We start from the raw sequence: 23,007 nt of genomic DNA, 5'->3' as shown, positions 1-23,007 counted from the left end.
GGAGGGCTTCGCAGCCGACCCACGCGCCGCTTTCCCACGCAACGAAACCGGACGAAACAGATGAACGCGGTTCCCACGCTTGATAAAGGCAGCCAGCTCCTCCAGCAGGCCGAACAACTGTCGGCCGACGTCACCCGCCCGATTCCCGGCTCGCGCAAGATCCACGTCGAAGGCTCGCGCCCGGACATCCGCGTGCCGATGCGCGAGGTCGCGCTGACGAAGACGCCGACGATGTTCGGTGGCGAGGACAACGCGCCATTCGCGATCTACGACTGTTCCGGTCCGTACACCGATCCGGAAGCGCGTATCGACCTGGCCAGCGGCCTGGCGCCGCTGCGCGCGCAGTGGATCGCCGAGCGTGGCGATACCGAGCGGCTGCATGGCCTGTCGTCGGAATTCGGTCGCGCGCGCGAACACGATCCCAAGCTCGACGCCGTGCGCTTCGGCGAGCGCCCGCTGCCGCGCCGCGCGCTGGCCGGCGCCAACGTCTCGCAGATGCATTACGCGAAAAAGGGCATCGTCACGCCGGAGATGGAATACATCGCGATCCGCGAGAACCAGCGTATCGAGGCGATCCGCGAGGCACACCTGCTGCGCCAGCATCCGGGTGAAACCTTCGGCGCCAACATCCAGAAGCTGATCACGCCCGAGTTCGTGCGCGATGAAGTCGCCCGCGGTCGCGCCATCATCCCCAACAACATCAACCACCCCGAAAGCGAGCCGATGATCATCGGCCGCAACTTCCTGACCAAGGTCAACGCCAACATCGGCAACTCCGCGGTGTCGTCCGGCATCGCCGAGGAAGTCGAGAAGCTGGTGTGGGCGATCCGCTGGGGCGCCGACACGGTGATGGATCTGTCGACGGGCAAGCACATCCACGAGACGCGCGAGTGGATCATCCGCAATTCGCCGGTGCCGATCGGTACCGTGCCGATTTACCAGGCGCTGGAGAAGGTCGATGGCAGGGCCGAGGAACTCAACTGGGAGATCTTCCGCGACACCCTGATCGAACAGGCCGAGCAGGGCGTCGATTACTTCACCATCCACGCCGGCGTGCTGCTGCGCTACGTGCCGCTGACCGCCAAGCGCGTCACCGGCATCGTCTCGCGCGGTGGTTCGATCCTGGCGAAGTGGTGCCTGGCGCATCACAAGGAAAACTTCCTCTACACGCACTTCGAGGAAATCTGCGAAATCATGAAGGCGTACGACGTCGCCTTCTCGCTTGGCGACGGCCTGCGTCCGGGCTCGATCGCCGACGCCAACGATGCCGCGCAGTTTGGCGAACTGGAAACGCTAGGCGAATTGACGAAGATCGCGTGGAAGCACGACGTCCAGACCATGATCGAAGGCCCCGGCCACGTGCCGATGCAGCTGATCAAGGAGAACATGGACAAGCAGCTGCGCGAATGCGGCGAAGCGCCGTTCTACACGCTCGGCCCGCTGACCACCGACATCGCGCCGGGCTATGACCACATCACTTCCGCGATCGGCGCGGCGATGATCGGCTGGTACGGCACCGCGATGCTCTGCTACGTCACGCCGAAGGAACACCTCGGCCTGCCCAACAAGGCTGACGTGCGCGAAGGGCTGATGGCGTACAAGATCGCCGCGCACGCAGCGGACCTCGCGAAGGGGCATCCGGGCGCGCAGGCGCGCGACAACGCGTTGAGCAAGGCGCGCTTCGAATTCCGCTGGGAAGACCAGTTCAACCTCGGCCTGGATCCGGAGCGTGCCCGCGAGTACCACGACGAGACGCTGCCGAAGGACGCGCACAAGGTCGCGCATTTCTGCTCGATGTGCGGCCCGCACTTCTGCTCCATGAAGATCACCCAGGACGTGCGCGACTACGCCGCCGAACACGGCGTCGAAGCGACCGCGGCGCTGGAAGAGGGCATGGCGGAGAAGTCGAAGGAATTCCTCGCGCAGGGCGCCGAGGTCTATCACCGGACGTGATCGGGTCGGGCTAGGCCAAGCCAGGCCGACCGCATGCGAGTTCGCCGGACCCGGCTGATCTGGTCCGGCTGGCCGGAGCAAGCAGCGCCGCGCGCTCGCCTGACAGCGCACGCGGCCGGCATTCGTACGGTTCGGTTGCCGGTTGCGAAGCCGGTGCTGTCACTTTCGCGCCTGTCGCAGCCCTTAGAATCCAGAAGGTGCAGGCGCCTCCCTGCAACGCACTGGTACGGCGAGGTCCTGCTTCGCCATACCAACGGCACAGGCTGCGCCGCGTCCGATCCCGGCATCATCCGCAGGATTCATGACCAGATCTCCGCAGCCAGCCACGTCGTTGTCGTCCGCCCGCTTCCGCGTGGGCGACTGCACCGTCGACATGGCGCTGCGCGAAGTCACCGCCCCGGGCGCACGTCGGCCGCGCCGGCTGACGCCCAAGGCGATCGGCGTGCTGGCGCTGCTGGTGGAGCACGACGGCCGCGTGGTCAGCCGCGACACGCTGCTCGCGCGGGTCTGGCCGGGCACGCTGCCGACGGACGACGTGATCACCCAGGCGATCACGCAGCTGCGCAAGGCCTTCGATGACGAACGCGGCAATCCGCGCTACATCGACACCATCGCCAAGCACGGCTATCGCCTCCTCGCGCAGGTCGAGTGGCTCGAAGGCGAGCACGCGCCAGCGACTGCGGCTCCCGCGACCGATGCTCCGGTGGCGGCTGCGGACGCGGTTCCCTCACGCGAAATCGAATCCATTGCCACCACGGCGGCGGGGCGTAGCAACCGGAACGCCGTCATCGCCGCGATCGCGGTCATCGGCGTACTGCTGGCCGGAGTTCTGGCGTGGTGGATGCTGGGTCGCACGCCACCGCGCCAGGTCGGAGCATCGGGCGCCATCGCGCCCGCGCAGGTAGCGTCACCGTCCTTCCGCCTGATCACCTCGGTGCCGGGCATCGAGGCCAACCCCAGCCTGTCGCCGGATGGCGCGCAGGTGGCCTACTCGGCGATTCCTTCCGGCCAGAAGCACTTCGCGATCCTGGTGCAGACCAGCGATCCCAGCGCGCCCCGCGCGCTCACCCATCCGGACGATGCGGACGACAGCGCGCCGACCTGGTCGCCCGACGGCCGCCAGATCGCCTTCCTTCGCGTGGCGTCCGGTCGCGACTGCAAGGTGCTGCTGATGCCGGCCAACGGCGGCGTGGAGCGCGTCGTGGGCGCGTGCGATCCGCGCAATCCGCCGAGCTTCGACTGGAACCACGATGGCGATGGACTGGTGTTCAGCAGCCGGGGCGTGCCGCATGCCGGCGTGGGTCTGCGCACCCTCGACCTGACCAGCGGCGCATGGCAGCTGCTGGACTATGGCGCCACCGCGCAGGACGTCGACTTCGCGCCGCGCTATTCCCCGGACGGACGCTGGATCGTGTTCGTGCGCAACTCGCCGGTGGGCGATCTGTGGCGCATCCCCGCCAGCGGCGGTACCGCGCTGCGGCTGACCCGCTTGCACGCGGACGTCCGCGGCTGGGACTGGACGCCGGACGGACGCAGCATCGTGCTGGCGCGCTGGAGCGGCAGCGAAAGCCGGCTGCTGCGCCTGGACCTGGCGCACGGTGGCAGCGTGCAGGACCTCGGACTGGCCGACGGCCTGGAGCCGGCGATCGCCGCCAACGTGCCGGCGATGGCGTTCATGAACGCGCGCAGCTACTTCGGCATCTATCGTTTCGCCCTGCCGGGTGGCAACGCCGGCGAACGCCTGTTCGCGTCGTCCGGCCGGGATCGCCTGCCGGTGATTGCGCCCGACGGCAACCAGCTGGTGTTCACGTCCGACCGCTCCGGCGAATTCTCGCTCTGGTGGACCGACCTGCGCCGTGCCGACTCGTTGCGCCCGATCGAAGGCCTGCGGCCGGAGTCGTGGCACCCGCCGGACTGGTCGCGCGACAGCCTCCGGGTACTGGTGGTCGGAAGCGGTGCCGAAGGCTCCGGCCTGTACGAAGTCGTTCCGGCCAGCGGCCGGGTCGCCCGGTTGCCCGTGCCCGCCAGCGAGGTGGTGCAGGCGGCGTACGCCTCGGCGGACGGCGATCGCGTACTGGTGATCACTGGCGCCGACGAAGGCCGGCTGCGCCTGGAGTTGTACGACCGCAGCACCCAGCCGTGGCATCGCGACGCGGCGATCGACGACGTCGCCGTGGCCAGGGTGGATCACGCCCATGCCCGGGTCCTGTTCACCCGCCCGGGCCGGGCGGGCCTGTGGCAGGCGGATGTCGGCCTGGGCGCGGGCAGCATCCGCCTGCTCGATCCGATGGCGCCCGATCCCGCCCGTTACCGGTCCTGGTCGGTGGCGGAGGACGGGGCGATCTACTTCCTGGAACGCGGCTCGGACTGCGCATCACTCCTGCGCCGGGCGGGCGACCCCTCCTCGCCGCGCTGCCTGGACCCGATCCGACGCGCAGGGGGCAACGGCTTCAGCCTGAGTCCGCGCGCCGACGCCGTGTTCCTGACGCTGTCGCAATGGGATGGCGGCGACATCGGCTTCATGAAGCTGCCACAGGCGCCTGAAGTGGTCGGCTCCCGTTGATATAAGTGACTGACTGGAAAGGCAAAAGACCTTTCGGAACTCCATCGGCAAAACATTCGGATGGATTTCGTACAAAAGTTCGGCAAATTTCCGGCGGCTTCGGCCCGGCTCCGGCAAATCCATATCCATCCCGGTAACGAGGTGGGTTTATGGAATCGCTGGTGTGGGCAGATCGCGGGCAAGTCCTGCAGCAACCCGACGTGGCCGCGCTCGGCCAGACCTGTCGGATCGGCGTGGCGCGGTTGGGCAGCGTGCAGTTGGACCAGGGTGGCCTGTCGGTGTGGTTGCAGCTGCGCGGCAGCGCGTGGGTGGAAGCCCGCGAGGGCCGGTTCCGGCTGCAGCGCGGCGAATGGATCGCCTTCGATAAGGAGTCCCGCCCGCTGGTGCAGAGCGACCGCCACGGCCTGTGCCTGGGCCTGCACCTGACGCCCGCCGCACTGCTGGCGGTTGCGAAGATGACCGAGGGCACCCTGTTTGCCGGACGCGGCCGCCTGTCGCGCCGTGACGCACGCATCGCCCTGCGCCTGTGGCGCGAAGCCTCCGTCACCGGCGAAGGCGAATCGATCAACGCACTGCGGCCGCTACTGCTGCACCTGATGTCGGTCCAGCGCGAACTCACCGCGCCCCTGTCGCGTTGCCCGGGTCGCTCGCGCCTGCGCAAGCGCCAGGTGTTCGGTCGGCTGCAACGCGCGCGCCTCTACCTGGAAGGCAACAGCGACCGCGTCGTGCGTGTGAGCGAACTGGCCGAACTCACCAGCTTCTCCAACTGGTATTTCTCCAAGACGTTCCAGAGTCTCTACCAGGAAAGCCCGCAGGCCGCGGCCGCGCGCCTGCGCATCGAGCGCGCCGCCGGCCTGCTGCGCGACACGACGATGATGATCGGCGAAGTCGCTGCCGCCTGCGGCTTCGACAACTGCTGCAGCTTCGCGCGTGCGTTCCGTGCGCGGCATGGCGTGTCGGCATCGCATTACCGCAAGTCCGTCGGTTCCTTCGCCGCCAAGGCCAGCTGATCCGCGTGACGGGCGCCTGCGACGGACTCGACATCGTTCTCAGGCACCAGAAGGAATACCGGCAACGCGGCTGACAACCCTCCAGCCGTGTTGCCGGTTGCCACGACTCCGCATGGGGTCGTGGCTTTTTTTTGCCCTATGAACGCCAACGAGGCGCATTGAACGGGCACCGCGAAACGAAGAAGGCCGCCCTAGGGCGGCCTTCTTTTCGACGCGAACTTTCCGACGCAGATCCGTCGCGATCAGAACTTCGGCTTGTCCGATTCGGCGTTGTAGCGCTCGATCGACTCGACCAGGATCTGCTTGGCTTCCGCCGTGCCGCCCCAGCCGTTGAGCTTGACCCACTTGCCCTTCTCGAGATCCTTGTAGTGCTCGAAGAAGTAGGCGATGCGGTCGCGCCAGTGTTCCGGCACGTCGGCGAGGTCGTTGATGTGGGCGTAGCCCGGATAGACCTTGGTGACCGGCACGGCCAGGATCTTCTCGTCGCTGCCGGCTTCGTCTTCCATGCGCAGCACGCCGACCGGGCGCACGCGGATCACGGAGCCGGGGATCAGCTGCAGCGGCATCAGCACCAGCACGTCGGCCGGGTCGCCGTCACCGCACAGCGTGTGCGGGACGTAGCCGTAGTTGCACGGGTAACGCATCGGCGTGGACAGCACGCGGTCGACGAAGATCGCACCGGAGGCCTTGTCGACCTCGTACTTGACCGGCTCGGCGTCCTTGGGGATTTCGATGATGACGTTGATTTCTTCCGGCGGGTTCTTGCCGGTGGGGACGAGGTCCAGGCCCATTGCGATGCTCCGACGTCTGCGCGCCCGGCCCGCGGGGCGGGTAGGGCGGATTGGGGAAGGGTGGGCGCGGATTCTAACCGGCCGCGTGCTGCGGCGCAGCAGCGGGGGCGTGGGACGGGCCTTGACCGCCGCCCGCGGGCGCGCCGCCGATCGGGGAACACCACCGGGCGGCGGCGATGGCGGGTCAAGACCCGCCCCGTGCGATGCGCGGTTCGCACCAGTGATTCAGGCAACTGCCGGCGCCTGAAAGAAAGACGGCGACCCTGAGGTCGCCGTCCCGTATTTCGACTGATCGCTGCAGCTATGGCGCTGCAGTCACAGCCGTGAAGTTACAGCCACGAGGCCAGCAACGGCACCAGCAGCAATGCCACGATGTTGATGATCTTGATCAGCGGATTCACGGCTGGGCCGGCGGTGTCCTTGTAGGGATCGCCGACGGTGTCGCCGGTGACCGCGGCCTTGTGGGCCTCGGAACCCTTGCCACCGAAATTGCCGTCCTCGATGTACTTCTTGGCGTTGTCCCACGCACCGCCGCCGGTGGTCATCGAGATCGCGACGAACAGGCCAGTGACAATCGTGCCGATCAGCACGCCGCCCAGCGCCTTCGGACCCAGCAGCAGCCCGACGACAACCGGAACCGCGACCGGCAGCAGCGACGGCACGACCATTTCCTTGATCGCCGACTTGGTCAGCATGTCGACCGCCTTGTCGTACTGCGGCTTGCCGGTGCCTTCCATGATCCCGGGGATGTCGCGGAACTGGCGGCGGACTTCCTCCACCACCGCGCCGGCCGCACGGCCGACCGCTTCCATCGCCATCGCGCCGAACAGGTACGGGATCAGGCCGCCGATCAGCAGGCCGATGATCACCATGTGGTCGGAGAGGTCGAAACGCAGTGCCTCGTAGGCGACGCCAGCGGCGGCCGCCTTGGCTTCGCCCACCGCATTGAGGTTGTGCGTGTAGTCGGCGAACAGCACGAGTGCGGCCAGCGCAGCCGAACCGATCGCGTAACCCTTCGTCACCGCCTTGGTGGTGTTGCCGACGGCGTCGAGCGGATCGGTAATGTTGCGCACTTCCGGCGGCAGCTCCGCCATCTCGGCGATGCCACCGGCGTTGTCGGTGATCGGGCCGTAGGCGTCGAGTGCGACGATCATGCCCGCCATCGACAGCATCGACGTGGCGGCGATGGCGATGCCGTACAGGCCGGCCAGCGCATGCGCCCCGTAGATCGCGACGCACACCGAAACCACCGGCAGCGCCGTCGCCTTCATCGACACGCCCAGGCCGGCGATGATGTTGGTGCCGTGGCCGGTCGTCGACGCCTGCGCGATGTGCCGCACCGGCTTGAACTGCGTGCCGGTGTAGTACTCGGTGATCCAGACGATAGCGCCAGTGAGCACCAGGCCGATCAACGCGCACCAGTACAGGTTCATCGAGCCGTAGGTCGAATCCGCCATCAGCTGCTGGGTGATCGGGAAGAACGCGACCGCCGCCAGCACCGCCGACACGATCACGCCCTTGTACAGCGCGCCCATGATGTTGCGGCTGCCGTCCTTCACCTTGACGAAGAACGCGCCGATGATCGAAGCGACGATCGACACGCCGCCGAGCACCAGCGGATAGAGCACTGCGTTGTGGCCGGCTTCATTGAGCATCAGGCCGCCCAGCAGCATGGTGGCGATGATGGTGACCGCGTAGGTCTCGAACAGGTCCGCCGCCATGCCCGCGCAGTCGCCGACGTTGTCGCCGACGTTGTCCGCGATCACCGCCGGATTGCGCGGGTCATCTTCGGGAATGCCGGCTTCGACCTTGCCCACCAGGTCCGCGCCGACGTCCGCGCCCTTGGTGAAGATGCCGCCGCCCAGTCGCGCGAAGATCGAGATCAGCGAGGAGCCGAAGGCCAGGCCGACCAGCGCGTGCAGCGACTGCTCCATCCCAAGGCCCATGTGCTTGTAGAGCACGACGAAATAGCCGGCGACGCCGAGCAGGCCCAGGCCGACCACCAGCATGCCGGTGATCGCACCGCCGCGGAACGCGACGTCCATCGCCTTGCTCATGCCGGTGCGCGCGGCTTCGGCGGTACGCACGTTGGCGCGCACCGATACGTTCATGCCGATGTAGCCGGCGGCACCCGAGAGCACCGCGCCGATCAGGAACCCGATCGCCGTCTGCCAGTTGAGCGCGAAGCCGATGACGAAGAACAACACGGCGCCGGCGATGCCGATCGTCGTGTACTGGCGATTGAGGTAGGCGCGCGCGCCTTCCTGGATCGCGCCGGCGATCTGCTGCATTCGTTCGTTGCCGGCGGGTTGTGCGCTGATCCAGCGCGCGGAAAAGATCCCGTAAAGGATCGCGATTACGGCGCAGACCAGCGCCAAGGCCAAACCGTACTGCTCCAGCATGAACCCTCCCCCGAGTGGACAATTATGGAATTTCTGGGAAAACCGCAGGTTTTAACGTGGCGTCGCAAGCGGTCGGAAAACACGCCCAACGAGGCAACGGCCCGACTATGGCACATTTCCCCGGGATGAACGGGAGCGATGCGTGACGGGGATCACGGCCGCGTGTTGCGCACGAGGACGATGCCCTTAACTGCGCCGGCGTCTGGAAGCATCGGCGCGGATGCATCGCGCGCGCCGCGCGGGGAGAGGTTCAGGCCGCCTGTGCCAGCCTGCGCGCGTTCCGGGGCAGTGCCCTGCGTCCAGGAGTTGTGATGCGATTGATCCTTGTGCTGGCGGCGCTGGCGAGCATGGGTGCGAACGCCGCCCAACCGACGCCGGAAATCACGCGCCCCGTCGGCACGCCCATGGCCGATGGCGTGGTCCACACCGTACGCGGCATACCCGAAGCCTGCGCGCGCCTGGAGGGCGTGTTCACCGGCGATGCGACGCAGCCGTACCGGTTCGCCCCGGTGAAAAGCCATCCCAACTGTCAACCGCGTGCGCGCTATGTCGCCTTCGACAAGGCGAAGCCATCGCGGGAGAAGGGCTGGAAGCTCAACGACGTGATCCGTGTCCCCAGTGGGCAATGTCCATCACTTCAGGCAGTCGTGCATGTGTGGCGCAAGCCGGTCCAGGTCAGGCCGCCGGAACTCGATGCGCAGGGCCGTTCACGCATCTACTTGCAGGATGCCAACGAACAGGCGAAGGCGCGGGGCGCGCCGAAAGTAACGATGTATGCCGCGCAGATGGAGCTGGAAGGCAAGGCCTGCGGAGGCTGATCTGGCTTGAACGTGGGCAGGTGCATGCTGCCGCTTCGAATGAGCAATAAGTTCGTTCGCGATCGTCGAAAACTACAAGGGCCGACGAAGCGGCCCTTGTAGTGCAGCAGCTGGCCTAGCGCGAGGCGTCGTTTCCGCTCGCGGACGTGTCGGCCGACGCAGGTGTCTCTGGGCCGGTAACGGGTGCCGTTGCGCCGTCCGCAGGCGTCGTTCCCGACGCATTGACCGCATCGGTTGTGGCTGCCGCCGCCGGGGCGCTTGCGGGCGCCGCAACGACGGTGGAAGTGGTGCCACCTTCAGATGCCGCAGGCGCTGCGGCGATATTGGCCAACGGATTCACAAGCGCCGCCGGCGTGGCAGCAACCTTTTCCGGAGCAACGTGGAACTGTTCCTTGGCCAGCAGCTGCACGCAGGTCCAACCCAGGCTGCTGGTCACGTCCTTCAGCAACTGCGCGCCATTGGCCTGGAGCTGGTCACGCGACGGAGGGTTTGCATTTTCGTGCGTGTTTGAATTGCACGCGGCATTGCTGACCTGTCGGCTGGTCTTTGTGTCGATCAACTGCACCTGGACGCTGTAGGCGACCCAGTACGAATTCCAGTCCGTCGGGAAATAGGCATACATCCATCCGCCGGAGCGCACGTCGAGGACGTAGTCGGCCTCGGGGTGCAGGGTGGCAATTTCCTTCGGCTTTGTTGCCTTTGTTGCAGTCGCATCTGTTGCAAGCAACTGCACCCCATAGGCATCGCGCAGCGCTGCCGTCAGGTTTGACCGAACGATTTCGGCTGGATCCACGACGTGGTTCTCGTCGACGAGCTTGTTGCCGGCGGCAATCATGGCGCCTGCGCCGAACAGGCCGAAACTTGCCTTGCCGGCGGTCATCGCGGTGAAGCTGGGGCGCTCATGCACGGTCAGTGCAATGGTCTTGCCACTCAGTGCGGTGGCGTCGGCTTCCGCAAGCGGAATCATCTTGTCTTTTGCTGCTGCAGAAAAAGTTGCGGCCATGAGCGCGCATGCGAGCATCGTTTGCTTCACGCAGGATTCCCCTAGTAGTTCTGAACAGCCATGCAGCTTCCTTCCCCTGGTGCATGGCCGAGATGGCGCACAGCATTCCGGCCGGCCGCGAAATTGAGCAATAACGCCGCGCGCCGTGTCAATCGAGTAACGTTCTGTGACGAAAGTCGGGAACCTCGCCTCAGCCGTTGAAGCCAGCCAGCTTGCGCTTCACCGCAACGTTGCTGAGCACCACGTATTTCGGCAGCCCATCACGCCCGTACGGCGGCGGCGCCTCGCCGCGGATCAGCGGCTCCAGGTAGCGGCGCGCGGCGTCGGTGATGCCATGGCCGTCCTTGCGGATGAAGTTCGCGGGCATCTTCTTTTCATGGTTGGCGATCTTCGCCAGCGGCGCGGCTTCGATCTTCCAGCGGTAGGGCGCGTCGCTCGTGCGCACGATCACCGGCATCACCGCGTTCATGCCTTTCAGCGCGAACTCCACCGCGGCCTTGCCGACGGCCTGTGCCTGCGCGAGGTCGGTCTTCGAAGCAATGTGCCGCGCCGAACGCTGCAGATAGTCGGGCAGCGCCCAATGCACCTTGTAGCCGAGCGCGTCTTTCACCCGACCCGCGAGGTGCGACGCGACGCCACCCAGCTGCGTGTGGCCGAAGGAATCCTTGCCGCCGCCCGCATCGGCGACGAAACGGCCGTCCGCGGTCTGGATGCCTTCGCTGGCGGCGACGACGCAGTAACCGACGCGCTCCACGGTCGCCTTCACCCGGGCGAAGAAATCCGCTTCGTCGAATGGACGCTCCGGGAACAGGATCAGGTGCGGGGCTTCATCCGGACCGTTTCCGGCCAGGCCGGCGGCCGCGGCCAGCCAGCCGGCGTGGCGGCCCATCGCTTCATAGACGAAGACCTTGGTTGAGGTGTCGGCCATGGCGGCGACGTCCAGCGCGCACTCGCGCACCGACACCGCGGTGAACTTGGCGGCCGAGCCGAAGCCGGGGCAGCAGTCGGTCACGGCCAGGTCGTTGTCGACCGTCTTGGGCACGCCCACGCAGGTGAGCGGGTAGTCGAATTCGGCCGCCAGCTGCGACACCTTCAGCGCGGTGTCGGCCGAATCGTTGCCACCGTTGTAGAGGAACCAGCGCACGTCATGGGCGCGCAGGACGGCGAGCAGGCGCTCGTACTTCGCCCGGTCCTGTTCCAGCGATTTCAGCTTGACCCGGCAGGAGCCGAACGCACCGCCCGGGGTATGGGCCAGGGCGCGGATGGCGGCTGCGGACTCCTTGGACGTGTCGATCAGATCCTCGCGCAGGGCGCCCAGGATGCCGTTCCGGGCGGCCAGCACCTTCACCTTGTGGGCGCGGGCGGTCTGGATGACGGCCGAGGCGGTGGCGTTGATCACCGCGGTGACACCCCCGGATTGCGCGTACAGGAGGGTGCCGCCGGTGGTGTTTCCCTTGCTCTGTCCCTTGGCCATATGAATCAATGCTCCAGGCTGGATGCGGTAAGCTGGCCGCCTTGTTTTTCGTCCCCGCGACGGCCTGCGGCAGTGTAGCGCCGGCCCCCGCGCGGTATTGTCATCCCGAGCGCAGCGCGACCGGCCGCAACCCGATTCACCGGTGCGCTCGGGATGACAATTCCTCAGGAGTAGATGTTGATGCGATTGGTATTGCTCGGCGCCCCGGGTTCCGGCAAGGGCACGCAGGCCGCCCGACTCAAGGACCACCTCCAGGTGCCGCACATCTCCACCGGCGACCTGCTGCGTGCGGAAGTCGCCGCTGGCAGCAAGCTGGGCCTGGAAGCAAAAGAGATCATGGCCCGCGGCGAGCTGGTCAGCGACGCGATCCTGCTCGGCATGCTCGAGGACCGTTTCTCGCGTCCCGACACCGCCAACGGCTTCATCCTCGACGGCTACCCGCGCAACCTCGCGCAGGCCGACGCGATGGGCCAGCTGCTCAAGCGCATCGGCCAGCCGATGGACTACGCCGTGCAGCTCGACGTGCCGACCGAACTGCTGGTCGATCGCATCGCCGGCCGCGCCAAGGCCGAAGGCCGCGCCGACGACAGCCCGGAATCCGTGCGTACCCGCCTGCAGGTCTACAACGACCAGACCGCGCCGGTGATCGATTACTACCGCCAGCAGGGCCAGCTCACCGTGGTCAATGGCGTCGGTTCGCTGGACGAAGTGTTCGCGCGCATCGTCGAGGCGATCGTGCCCGCGCACGAGATCGGCTGAAGTCGTTTGTCCCCCTCTCCCGCATGCGGGGGAGGGTCGGGTGGGGACATTCCTCCACCCTGTTGCTATCCGTTACTCCAGCTCCCGTCGAGGGAGCACTGAAGCCGCCTGCGAACCGCTTCGTCCGGCGTTGTCGCGATCCTGCAGAGGTTGCCGCTCTTGAAACTCCACATCCTTGGCATCGCCGGCACGTTCATGGGCGGCGTCGCCGCGCTCGCGCGCGAACTCGGCCATGAGGTCGAAGGCAGCGACCAGAACATCTATCCGCCGATGTCCACGCAGCTGGAGCAGCTGGGCATCGCGCTGCGCCAGGGTTATGCGGCGCAGAACATTTCCGCCAACTGCGACGAGATCGTGATCGGCAATGCGCTCTCGCGTGGCAACGCCGCGGTGGAGCAGGTGCTGGACGAAGGTCGCGCCTACAACTCCGGTGCGCAGTGGCTGGCCGAGAACGTGCTGCCTGGTCGCGACACGCTCGCCGTCGCCGGCACGCACGGCAAGACCACCACCACCACGATCCTCACCTGGCTGCTGCAGGCCGCCGGTCGTGAGCCGGGCTTCCTGATTGGCGGCGTCGCCGAGGACTTCGGCGTGTCCGCGCGCCGTGGCACGGGCCGCGAATTCGTGGTCGAGGCCGACGAGTACGACACCGCGTTCTTCGACAAGCGCAGCAAGTTCGTCCACTACAAGCCGCTGGTGGCGATCCTCAACAACCTGGAATACGACCACGCCGACATCTTCCCGGACGTTGCCGCGATCCAGCGCCAGTTCCACCACCTCGTGCGTACCGTGCCGCGTCGTGGCCGCCTGATCGTCAATGGCGAGGACAGGTACCTGGCCGAGGTGCTGGCGATGGGCTGCTGGACGCCGGTAGAAACGTTCGGCCTGGATGCGAGCCTGATTCCGTCGTCGGCCGTCTCGCAGTCGCACGGCGATCGCGCCGATGAAGGATCCGCTGCCCGCGCGACGTTCCACTGGACCGCGCGCCTGATCAACGAGGACGGCAGCGCGTTCGCTGTCGTCCACGACGGCAACGAGATCGGCGAAGTGCATTGGCCATTGCTGGGCCGCCACAACGTGATGAACGCGCTGGCGTCGCTTGCCGCCGCGAATGCGGTGGGCGTCGACGTGAAGTCGGTGTTGCCGGCGTTGGCACAGTTCCGCAGCGTGAAGCGCCGCATGGAAGTGATCGGCCAGGCACGGGACGTCACGATTTACGACGACTTCGCCCATCACCCCACCGCGATCGCGACCACGCTCGCCGGATTGCGCGCGAAAGTCGGCAATGCGCGGATCGTGGTCGCGATGGAGCCGCGCAGCAATTCCATGCGCCTGGGCGCACACGCCGACGCACTGGCGCCGTCGCTCGACATCGCGGATGTCGTCGTGTTCCTGCATCGCCCGGAACTGGCCTGGGATGCGGGCAAGGTCGTGAGCGGCCTGCGGGGCGAGGGCGTCGCGGTGCCTGATGTCGACCATCTCATCGCGGTGCTGCGCGAACGCGTCCGCGCCGGAGACCACGTCGTGTTCATGTCCAATGGTGGTTTCGACGGCGCGCCGCGGCGTTTCCTGGCAGCGTTGCGCGAAGGCTGATCCGGGCGCCGGGCCAGTCCCGTCGCATCTGATTGCACCGCGCTTGCCGGTGAATTCTGCTGCGCAGACCGTGGTTTAGACTTTGGCCATGCCCGCTACCGAGAGCCTCAGCCTGTTCCCGCTTCGCACCGTGCTGCTGCCGGGCGCCGCGCTGGGGCTGCGTGTTTTCGAGGCCCGTTATCTCGATCTGGTGCGCGACTGCGGACGCAATGGCCGCAGCTTCGGCATCTGCCTGATCCTGCAGGGCGAGGAAGTCGGCGAACCCGCCACTGCCGCGGCGTTCGGTACCGAGGCGCTGATCGAAGACTTCGGACAGGGCGACGACGGCCTGCTGACGCTGCGCGTGCGCGGCACGCGGCGCTTCCATGTCGAGCGCACGCGCGTGCGCGACAACGGCCTGCAGGTCGCCGACGTGCGCTGGTGCGATGCCGATGCCGCCGATGTCGTGCGTCCCGAGCATGGCCTGCTGCCGGTGCTGCTGGAGTCGATCATCGAAAAAGTAGGTGGCGAATACGCCAAGGCGGCGCGCGCGTCGTTCGACGATGCCGCGTGGGTCGGTTGGCGATTGGCCGAACTGCTACCGCTGCACGAATCGCATCGGCAGGAGCTGTTGCAGTTCGACGATCCCCATGCTCGCCTCGATCGGCTGCTCACTTTGGTGTCGTAAGGCGGGTTTTAACCCGCCGTTTTGTGTTCCGGCGTCGAGGCTGGTTTCTCGATTCCCACGCGGCGGGTCAAAACCCGCCCTGCGGGACTCTGGGCAATTCACCGTGATGGCGGTCTGAAACCGCTCTACTTCGTGCGCAGGCGTATCACTCTGCCGCCGCCATCGGGATGCGCCGCCTCGACCTGCTCGAATCCCTGCAATGCTTCGCGCACGCGCGCATGTGCCGCGCCGCCGTCGGCGACCGGCAACCACAGCGAGATCGTGCGCAGCGGTTTGCGGAACTGCAGCGTCTGGGCCGTGCCCATCCACAACGATGTGCCATCGGACAACGTCGCCGGCGCGGGCCACAGGCGCAGCACCAGGCGTTCATTGGCACGATTGCCCTCGTGCACCAGAAGCAGGGCTTCCGGGCGCGCATCCAGCGTCGCGGGCAACACCACCTGGTCGCGCACGGGTCGCTTGTCGTCGAGCAGTCCCAGCGCCGTCACCCAGTTGGCTTGCGGCTGTACGCGCCAACCCTGGGCTTCCAGCGCGCGCTGCAGCGGCGGCAGCGGTCCGGCGACCTGCACATCCAGCGGCCAGCGGCGGCGGGCGTCGCCCTCGTTGCGCTGCGCGGGCAGCATCGTCCAGGCGTGCTGCCACCAGTCATTCGCCGCGAGCGTGGTGGTCGGAGCGGCGGCCGCGAATTTCGCCAGCATGTGGTCGGCATTGCGCGGCGCGTGCCACAGCGCCGCGATGGCAAACACCAGGTAGAACGCGAACGCCAGCGGCCGCATCCAGAACGAACGCGCGACGTGGCGGCGATATGCAATGCCCAGCGCCAGCAGCCACGCGATGCCGAACAGCGTGCCGCCTATCAGGTCGCTCGGCCAATGCGCGCCCAGGTAGAGGCGGGCGAATGCGACCACGGTGGTGACGACGCCCGCGAGCAGGTACGGCCACACCCGCTGGCGGCCCGGCAGTTCGCGTGCGATCAGCACGGCGAAGAAGCCGAAGACAATTGTCGTCATCGTCACCGCGACCGAAGGGAACCCGAATCCCTGTGGCGCCGTCGGCGGACGCGGCATGTCGATCAGCGCTTCCAGTCCGTTGGTGAACACCAGCCCGAACACGATCGCCGCGATCCAGTGCGCCGCGGCCATCCAGCGCTTGCGCCACAGCAGGTACAGCAATGCGACCAGCGCGGCGGGGCCCAGCACCTGCGCGTCGCCCAGCGTCGCCAGGCCGGCCATGAGGCGGTCGGCGAGCGGATTGCGCAGTTGCCACATGAAGTCGTGCACGGTGTGGTCCAGCGCCAGCGGGCCACCGGTCGCCAGCAACGACGCCAACAGCGTGAACCACGCCCAGCTGATGGCCAGCAGGCACACCGCAAGCATCAGCAGCGACGGGGATTCGGGGCGGTTGGGGTCGATCAATGCCTCGGCATACGGCCCGAGGTGTGGATGCGCGCGCGTCCACTTCAGCGCGCGGGCCAGCAGGTTGTCCGCGTGTCCGGCGAACCAGCGCCACGTGTACAGCACGCAGGCCCACACCAGCGCGACTGCCAGCGCCAGTCCGGCCAGCACCAGCGCCAGGCGATCGGCGACCGCGGCGACAGCGTCGTAGGAGGCCCCGAGTGCCCAACCCGGCGCCAGGAACAACGCCGACCAGAGGAAGCAGGCGGACAGGTTCGGTGGCACGTATTTGCGCAACGGCATCCGCAGCATGCCGGCGATCGCCGGCACGAACGGCCGCACCGCACCGATGAAGCGCGCGATGAAGATGCTGCGCATGCCCTTGCGACGGAACAGCGTCTCGCCGCGGTCCAGCCAATCCGGGTAGCGCACGAACGGCCAACGCTGCCTCAGCTGCGGGCCGTAGCGATGCCCGATCCAGTAACTTAGGCCGTCGCCGCAGAACGCACCGAGCGTCGAACACACCAGCGCATAGGGACCATTGACGTGGCCCAGCCCGGCCAGCGTCCCTACCGCGAACAGCAGCGGCAGCGCGGGGACGAAGAAGCCCAGGATCACCAGCGCGTCGCAGAAACCAATCAGGAAGGTGACAGCGCCCGCAGCGAGCGGATGTGCGCTGATCCACGCGCTGGCGCTTTCGATCCAGGTCAAGTCCATGCCCGGATTATGGCGGGGCTGGCTTGCAGGCGATACCGCGGCGCCCGCGGTGCGAGGAAACCTGCACGTGCCGGATAGTCGCGCATGGTCGCCATGCGGCGCTTTTCGGATTCGCCACCCGCGCGACGTAAACTGGCGCCATGGCATCACAACCCGTTGAAATCGCCGCGCTCAAGGCCGACAGCTTCGGCCGCATCGCACTCATGCAGGACGGCGACGGCCTGTTCGTCCGCCGCGACCTGGTGCACGTGCCGCTGTGGCTGCGCCTGCCGGCGTGGTGGCTCGCGCGCCGCGAAGCCCAGGCGTTGCAGCGGGTCTGCGGATTGCCGGCCATGCCGCAACTGCTGCGCTGGGATGGCAGGCGGCTGGATCGCAGCTACCTCGACGGCGCGGCGATGTACCAGCGTCCGCCGCGAAACGACGTCGCGTACTTCCATGGTGCGCGGCGGTTGCTGCAGAAGCTGCATCGCAGGGGCCTGGCGCATAACGACCTGGCCAAGGAAGCCAACTGGCTGGTGCTCGCCGATGGCTCGCCGGCGATCATCGATTTCCAGCTCGCCACGCGCGGCCGCCCGCGTTCGCCGTGGATGCGCCTGCTGGCGCGCGAGGACCTGCGCCACCTGCTCAAGCACAAGCGCACCTATTGCCCGCAGGCGCTGACGCCGGTGGAGCGTCGCGTGCTCAAGCGCCACTCGTGGTTGCGCGAGGTGTGGTTCGCCACCGGCAAGCCGGTGTACCGGTTCATCACCCGCAAGGTGCTGAAATGGGAAGACAACGAAGGGCAGGGGCCGAAGCCGTAGCCGGTAACGGAATTGCCCTGGTGTTGTGCCGCCTCTTTGGCGCTTTCCTTGGATCGTCATCCCCGCGAAGGCGGGGATCCAGGGACGTTCTCTTGGAAACAACCGGCAACAAAGGCGCTGGGTCCCCGCCTTCGCGGGGATGACAAACACAGGCAAGATCCACCTGAATCCCGAATCCTAATCAGAAGCCATGAAATACCTCCACACCATGGTCCGCGTGCGTGACCTCGCTGCCTCGCTCCGTTTCTATTGCGACGGTCTGGGTCTTGTCGAAACCCGTCGCATGGACAACCCGGAAGGCCGTTTCACGCTGGTGTTCCTCGCCGCGCCCGGCACGCCCGATGCCGAGGTCGAGCTGACCTGGAATTACGACGACGAGGACTACGGCTCGGCGCGCAACTTCGGCCATCTCGCCTTCCGCGTCGAGGACATCTACGAAACCTGTGCACGCCTGCAGGCGATGGGCTACACGATCAATCGCCCGCCCCGCGACGGCCACATGGCCTTCGTGCGCTCGCCGGACCTGGTTTCGATCGAGCTGCTGCAGGACGGCCACCTGCCGCCGGCCGAGCCCTGGGCATCGATGCCGAACACGGGCCGCTGGTAGCCGCCATTCCCGCGCAGGTCGCGACTGCGCTTCGGAGTCCGGCGGCCGGGGCGGATGGACATCGGGCAGAACGCGACAAGCGCAGCGCCCCGCAATCGGCGAAAATCGCCACTTTCCCGCCACGCTGCCCCGATGACCACTTCCGCTGACCTATTTGCCCTGTCCGAACGCTATTTCCTGCCGGTGTACCGCCCGCGCCGGATCGTGCTCGATCACGGCAAAGGCTCGCGCATCTGGGATCGCGATGGCCACGAGTACGTCGACTTCGGCGCCGGCATCGCGGTGAATGCACTGGGCCATGCGCATCCAGCCCTGATTGCCGCATTGACGGAGCAGGCCGGCAAGTTGTGGCACACCAGCAATGTCTTCGTCAGCGAACCGACCCTGCGGCTGGCGGAAGAACTGGTGTCCGCGTCGCGCTTCGCCCAACGCGTTTTTTTCTGCAACTCGGGTGCGGAAGCCAACGAAGCTGCGATCAAGCTCGTGCGCAAGTGGGCTGCCGCGCAGGGGCGACCACCCGAGCGCCGAACGATCCTGAGTTTCCGTGGCAGCTTCCACGGACGCACGCTTGCTGCCGTCACCGCGACGGCGCAGCCGAAGTATCACGAGGGTTACGAGCCGTTGCCGCCGGGCTTCGCCTACAGCGATTTCAACGACCTCGCCGCCGTCGAATCGGCCATGGCCGCGGGCGATGTCTGCGCAGTGCTGGTCGAGCCGGTGCAGGGCGAAGGTGGCGTCACGCCCGCAACGCCGGAGTTCCTGCGTGGGCTGCGTAGCTTGTGCGACCGCCACGGCGCGTTGCTGGTTTTTGACGAGATCCAATGCGGCATGGGACGCACCGGGGAGCTGTTCGCAGCGCATGCGTTCGACGTGACGCCCGATGTGGTGACGTTGGCGAAGGCGCTGGGCAGTGGCTTCCCGATCGGCGCGATGCTGGTTGGTGCGAAGGCGGCGGACGTGATGCAGTTCGGCGCGCACGGCACGACGTTTGGCGGCAATCCGCTGGCCGCGGCCGTGGCGCGCGCGGCGCTGCGCGAGCTGTCATCGCCCGACATGCGGGCGAATGTCGCGCGCCAGTCGCAGGCCATCCGCGACGGCTTGACTGCCATCGATGCGGAGTTGGGTCTGTTCTCCGAAGTCCGTGGCATGGGACTGATGATCGGGGCGCAGTTGCGCGAGGCCCATGCCGGCAAGGCGGGCGAGATTCTCGATTGCTGCGCCGAACACGGCCTGCTGACGTTGCAGGCGGGGCCGGACGTGTTGCGATTCGTGCCGGCGCTGAACATCAGTGATGCCGATGTCGCGGAAGGCATGTCGCGGTTGCGCGCGGCGCTGCGCGCATTCGTGACCGCGTAAGCGCGAAACACCGTCCGCCGGTTCAGGGTCGGATGTTCCTGGGTGTGCAAACCAAAAAAGCCGGCGTCGAAACGCCGGCTTTTTCGTCGCGTAAGGTGTTGATTCGCGCGGAATTCAGCTCGCCACTTCCGCAAACGCTTCGCGTGCCGCGGCCAGCGTGTGTGCGATTTCCGCCTCGCCGTGCGCGCTGGACATGAAGCCCGCTTCGAACGCCGACGGTGCCAGATACACGCCGCGCTCGAGCATCGCGTGGAAGAAGCGGTTGAATCGGGCGGTGTCGGACGCCTTCGCGTCCTCGAAACTTTCCACTGCACCCTCGCGGAAATACAGGCCGAACATGCCCGGCGCGCGCGTGGTGGTGAAGGCGACGCCGGCATCGCGCGCGGCCGCCTCCAGTCCATCGCACAGCGCCTGCGTACTGCGTTCCAGCGCGTCGTGGAAACCGGGGGCGCGGATCAGGTCCAGCGTGGCCAGGCCCGCTGCCATCGCCACGGGATTGCCGCTGAGCGTGCCGGCCTGGTAGATCGGGCCGCTCGGCGCCACCTGCGCCATTAGGTCGCGACGGCCGCCGTAGGCGCCCACCGGCATGCCGCCGCCGATGATCTTGCCGAACGTGCTCAGGTCCGGGCGGATGCCGTACAGCTGCTGCGCGCCGCCGAGCGCGACGCGGAATCCCGTCATCACCTCGTCGAAGATCAGCAGCGCGCCGTGCTTCGTGCACAGCTCGCGCAGGTGCTGCAGGTAACCGGTGCGCGGCAGGATGCAGTTGGCGTTGCCGACGATGGGTTCGATGATCAGGCCGGCGATTTCACCGCCGACTTCGTCGAACAATTTCGTTGCGGCATCGAAATCGTTGTACGGCAGGGTGAGCGTCAGATCGGCCAACGCGGACGGAACGCCCGGCGAATTGGGCAGTCCCAGCGTCATCACGCCGCTGCCCGCCTTCACCAGGAAGCTGTCGCCGTGACCGTGGTAGCAGCCTTCGAATTTCACGATGCGCGACCGCCCCGTCGCACCGCGCGCCACGCGGATGGCAGAGAGCGTGGCTTCGGTGCCGGAATTCACCATGCGCACCATTTCGCAGCTCGGCGCGATCTGCGTGATGGCTTCGGCCATCGTCACTTCCAGTGCATTGGGCACGCCGAAACTCAGGCCGTCGCGCATCGTGCGGGCGACCGCATCGAGCACCTGCGGGTGCGCGTGGCCGGCGATCATCGGTCCCCACGAACCCACGTAGTCGATGTATTTGTTGCCATCGACGTCGAACAGGTACGCGCCCTCCGCGCGCTGCGCGAAGAACGGCTCGCCGCCGACCGATTTGAACGCGCGTACCGGCGAATTGACGCCGCCAGGAATCAGTTCCCGGGCGCGGGAAAACAGGTCGTGCGAGCGATCGTTGTTCATGGTCTTCAGGAAATCCGGAAAAGGGCGGGTCTGCTCAGTCGAAGCAGGCCAGGTAGGCGCGCGTGGCGGCGGCCGGATCGGGCGCATCGAATACGCCGCTGATCACGGCGACCAGGTCCGCGCCGGCTTCGACCAGCGGGCGCGCATTGTCGGGGGTGATGCCGCCGATCGCCACCTTGGGCACGGGCAGGGAGGCGGCTTCGCGCAGGAGTTCGAGGGTGGCGCGGGGTGCGTTGGGCTTGGTGGGCGAGGGGTGGAAGGCGCCGAACGCCACGTAGCTGGCGCCGGCGAACACGGCCTGGCGCGCGAGCCGGAGCTGGTCGTAGCAGGAGGCGCCGAGGATCGCTCCTCCGCCCATGTCATGCCGCGCAAGCGCGAGCTCGCCGTCGTCCTGGCCCAGGTGTGCACCACCGGCGCCGATGGCGGCTGCAAGGGCCCAGTCGTCGTTGATGATCAGCGGGACCTCGAAACCGCGGCACAGCGGCTGCAGGGCCAGCGCCTGCTCCGCGCGCAGGTCGTCACTGGCCGCCTTGTTGCGGTACTGCAGCCATGTCGCGCCGGCGCGCAGCACGGTTTCCACGCGCGACAGCAGCTGTCCGGTGTCCGGCTCGTCCGGGGTGATGGCGTAAAGGCCGCGGCGTTTCCAGCGCGGGTTCATGCTTGAGCATCCTTGGTCCGGGGGAGACAATGCGCGCTCCGCCAACGCGCATAGCCTGCATTATCGACCCATGAGTGAAGTTGCCGCGACCGTTACCTACCGCACCTGGATGTGCGTCGTCTGTGGATTCATCTACGACGAAGCCAAGGGACTGCCCGAAGAGGGTATCGCTCCGGGCACCCGCTGGGAGGACATCCCCGATACCTGGACCTGCCCGGACTGCGGCGTCACCAAGGACGACTTCGAGATGATGCAGGTCTGAGTCTTCAGGGCTGGGGAATTCCCGGCCCGAACTTCATTTCCACCCCGTCCTTCAGCCGCAGCCGCGCCGCCTGGCCGGCATTGAGTTCCAGCACGTAGCGCGCCGGCGCCGTGCTGGGGTAGGGCGGGCAGCCGTTGCCCAATGCGCACGGCGGAACGTCCCGCTGCTGGGTGACCAGCTTGCGGGCATTGTCGAAATACAGGATATCCAGCGGAATCTTCGTGTTTTTCATCCAGTAGGCCTGCATGTCCTGGGTGTCGTGGATGAACAGCATTCCGTGGTCGGCGGCCATGCTCTCCCGGAACATCAGGCCCATTTCGCGCTCGGCGTCGTCGTCAGCCAGTTCCACCGAATAACGGTGTCCTCCCAGCTCCACCCAGTTGCCCGCCCCCGCACATCCGGCAACGGAGAGGGCGGCGCTGGCCAGCAGGAGCAATCGCATCAGGGGCATCGTCGAGGTTCCGTTTGCAGGGGTGGCTGACCATCTGCGACGAGCCGGCGAGGCGTCAAGAGCCGGACGTTGAAATTTTCGTGTTTCAACCCCTTCCCAAAATCATTGTGCGTGTGCACAATGCGCGCCCCGCCGAGGTGGACGAAGTTTCCTTCGACGGGGCGCACTGAAGGGGTTACGAAAACGGTTGACGGTTTCGGAACATCCGGTAAGATGCGCGGCCCCGCCAACCGGGACGCTCTTTGGGGCAGAACGGCGAGGCAGGGGAGGCGAAAAAAGGGTGCGGTGAGGTGTTGACGGCCCGGAAATTCGCTGTATGATGTGC

At 66.9% G+C, this 23,007-nt stretch carries 19 protein-coding genes; 11 read left to right on the top strand and 8 right to left on the bottom strand.

What is annotated here, in order from left to right; translation table 11 throughout:
• The first annotated feature begins 60 nt into the window (after window positions 1–60).
• From thiC to ACYVD7_RS13605, 3 genes are all read left to right on the top strand, one after another.
• Window positions 61–1,953 (top strand): phosphomethylpyrimidine synthase ThiC, encoded by a 1,893-nt coding sequence (gene thiC, locus ACYVD7_RS13615; RefSeq protein WP_460764291.1) that lies wholly within the window; start codon window positions 61–63, stop codon window positions 1,951–1,953.
• Window positions 1,954–2,254: 301 nt separating this feature from the next.
• Entirely contained in the window at window positions 2,255–4,516 is a 2,262-nt protein-coding gene (locus ACYVD7_RS13610) for a winged helix-turn-helix transcriptional regulator (RefSeq protein ID WP_460764289.1), read from the top strand.
• 149 nt (window positions 4,517–4,665) lie between these two features.
• The gene (locus tag ACYVD7_RS13605) at window positions 4,666–5,526 is read left to right on the top strand and encodes a helix-turn-helix transcriptional regulator (RefSeq protein ID WP_460764287.1); all 861 of its coding nucleotides are present in this window, start codon (window positions 4,666–4,668) and stop codon (window positions 5,524–5,526) included.
• A gap of 242 nt (window positions 5,527–5,768) precedes the next feature.
• Here ACYVD7_RS13605 and ppa read toward each other — a convergent pair whose 3' ends face one another.
• Together ppa and ACYVD7_RS13595 are read right to left on the bottom strand one after the other, a co-directional pair.
• Window positions 5,769–6,317: an inorganic diphosphatase gene (gene ppa / locus ACYVD7_RS13600; protein ID WP_460764285.1), complete on the bottom strand. Its 549-nt coding sequence runs from the start codon at window positions 6,315–6,317 to the stop codon at window positions 5,769–5,771.
• A 329-nt stretch (window positions 6,318–6,646) separates the two neighbouring features.
• Window positions 6,647–8,719 (bottom strand): sodium-translocating pyrophosphatase, encoded by a 2,073-nt coding sequence (locus ACYVD7_RS13595; RefSeq protein ID WP_460764283.1) that lies wholly within the window; start codon window positions 8,717–8,719, stop codon window positions 6,647–6,649.
• 311 nt (window positions 8,720–9,030) lie between these two features.
• Here ACYVD7_RS13595 and ACYVD7_RS13590 point away from each other — a divergent pair, with 311 nt between their 5' ends.
• Window positions 9,031–9,537 carry a hypothetical protein gene (locus tag ACYVD7_RS13590; RefSeq protein WP_460764281.1) on the top strand — a complete coding sequence of 169 codons (507 nt, stop codon included), beginning with the start codon at window positions 9,031–9,033 and terminating at the stop codon, window positions 9,535–9,537.
• Between the two features lie 115 nt (window positions 9,538–9,652).
• On the opposite strand, the gene ACYVD7_RS13585 is transcribed toward ACYVD7_RS13590, so the two are convergent.
• Together ACYVD7_RS13585 and ACYVD7_RS13580 are read right to left on the bottom strand one after the other, a co-directional pair.
• Window positions 9,653–10,570, bottom strand: coding sequence for a hypothetical protein (locus ACYVD7_RS13585; RefSeq protein WP_460764279.1), 918 nt, complete (start codon window positions 10,568–10,570; stop codon window positions 9,653–9,655).
• A 160-nt stretch (window positions 10,571–10,730) separates the two neighbouring features.
• A complete protein-coding gene (locus ACYVD7_RS13580; RefSeq protein WP_460764277.1) occupies window positions 10,731–12,014 on the bottom strand; it encodes a 6-phosphofructokinase in 1,284 nt (427 codons plus the stop codon).
• Between the two features lie 180 nt (window positions 12,015–12,194).
• Here ACYVD7_RS13580 and ACYVD7_RS13575 point away from each other — a divergent pair, with 180 nt between their 5' ends.
• The 3 genes from ACYVD7_RS13575 (at window position 12,195) to ACYVD7_RS13565 (ending at window position 15,033) form a co-directional block, all read left to right on the top strand.
• Complete coding sequence (locus tag ACYVD7_RS13575; RefSeq protein WP_460764275.1) at window positions 12,195–12,773, top strand: adenylate kinase; 579 nt, start codon at window positions 12,195–12,197, stop codon at window positions 12,771–12,773.
• A 195-nt stretch (window positions 12,774–12,968) separates the two neighbouring features.
• Entirely contained in the window at window positions 12,969–14,366 is a 1,398-nt protein-coding gene (locus tag ACYVD7_RS13570) for a Mur ligase family protein (RefSeq protein WP_460764537.1), read from the top strand.
• Window positions 14,367–14,454: 88 nt separating this feature from the next.
• Window positions 14,455–15,033, top strand: a complete 579-nt coding sequence (locus ACYVD7_RS13565; protein ID WP_460764273.1) for an LON peptidase substrate-binding domain-containing protein — start codon at window positions 14,455–14,457, stop codon at window positions 15,031–15,033.
• 125 nt (window positions 15,034–15,158) lie between these two features.
• Here ACYVD7_RS13565 and ACYVD7_RS13560 read toward each other — a convergent pair whose 3' ends face one another.
• Complete coding sequence (locus ACYVD7_RS13560) at window positions 15,159–17,144, bottom strand: bifunctional DedA family/phosphatase PAP2 family protein (RefSeq protein ID WP_460764271.1); 1,986 nt, start codon at window positions 17,142–17,144, stop codon at window positions 15,159–15,161.
• A 140-nt stretch (window positions 17,145–17,284) separates the two neighbouring features.
• On the opposite strand from ACYVD7_RS13560, the gene ACYVD7_RS13555 reads away from it, so the two are divergent.
• From ACYVD7_RS13555 to ACYVD7_RS13545, 3 genes are all read left to right on the top strand, one after another.
• Window positions 17,285–17,944: a protein kinase family protein gene (locus ACYVD7_RS13555; protein WP_460764269.1), complete on the top strand. Its 660-nt coding sequence runs from the start codon at window positions 17,285–17,287 to the stop codon at window positions 17,942–17,944.
• 190 nt (window positions 17,945–18,134) lie between these two features.
• Entirely contained in the window at window positions 18,135–18,551 is a 417-nt protein-coding gene (locus tag ACYVD7_RS13550; RefSeq protein ID WP_460764267.1) for a VOC family protein, read from the top strand.
• A 132-nt stretch (window positions 18,552–18,683) separates the two neighbouring features.
• Entirely contained in the window at window positions 18,684–19,907 is a 1,224-nt protein-coding gene (locus ACYVD7_RS13545) for an acetylornithine/succinyldiaminopimelate transaminase (protein ID WP_460764265.1), read from the top strand.
• 114 nt (window positions 19,908–20,021) lie between these two features.
• Here the strand turns inward: ACYVD7_RS13545 and hemL are convergent, their stop codons facing one another.
• Together hemL and thiE are read right to left on the bottom strand one after the other, a co-directional pair.
• Window positions 20,022–21,311 carry a glutamate-1-semialdehyde 2,1-aminomutase gene (hemL, locus tag ACYVD7_RS13540; RefSeq protein ID WP_460764263.1) on the bottom strand — a complete coding sequence of 430 codons (1,290 nt, stop codon included), beginning with the start codon at window positions 21,309–21,311 and terminating at the stop codon, window positions 20,022–20,024.
• A gap of 34 nt (window positions 21,312–21,345) precedes the next feature.
• Window positions 21,346–21,969 (bottom strand): thiamine phosphate synthase, encoded by a 624-nt coding sequence (thiE, locus tag ACYVD7_RS13535; protein WP_460764261.1) that lies wholly within the window; start codon window positions 21,967–21,969, stop codon window positions 21,346–21,348.
• Between thiE and ACYVD7_RS13530 the strand changes: the two genes are divergently transcribed.
• Window positions 21,968–22,231, top strand: a complete 264-nt coding sequence (locus ACYVD7_RS13530; RefSeq protein WP_460764259.1) for a rubredoxin — start codon at window positions 21,968–21,970, stop codon at window positions 22,229–22,231. The two genes, thiE and ACYVD7_RS13530, sit on opposite strands and share 2 nt — an antisense overlap.
• Before the next feature lie 4 nt (window positions 22,232–22,235).
• Here ACYVD7_RS13530 and ACYVD7_RS13525 read toward each other — a convergent pair whose 3' ends face one another.
• The gene (locus ACYVD7_RS13525) at window positions 22,236–22,682 is read right to left on the bottom strand and encodes a DUF192 domain-containing protein (protein ID WP_460764257.1); all 447 of its coding nucleotides are present in this window, start codon (window positions 22,680–22,682) and stop codon (window positions 22,236–22,238) included.
• Between the last annotated feature and the right edge of the window lie 325 nt (window positions 22,683–23,007).

This window comes from Lysobacter fragariae (assembly GCF_054779775.1).
This window is presented reverse-complemented; position numbering and strand designations above follow the sequence as displayed.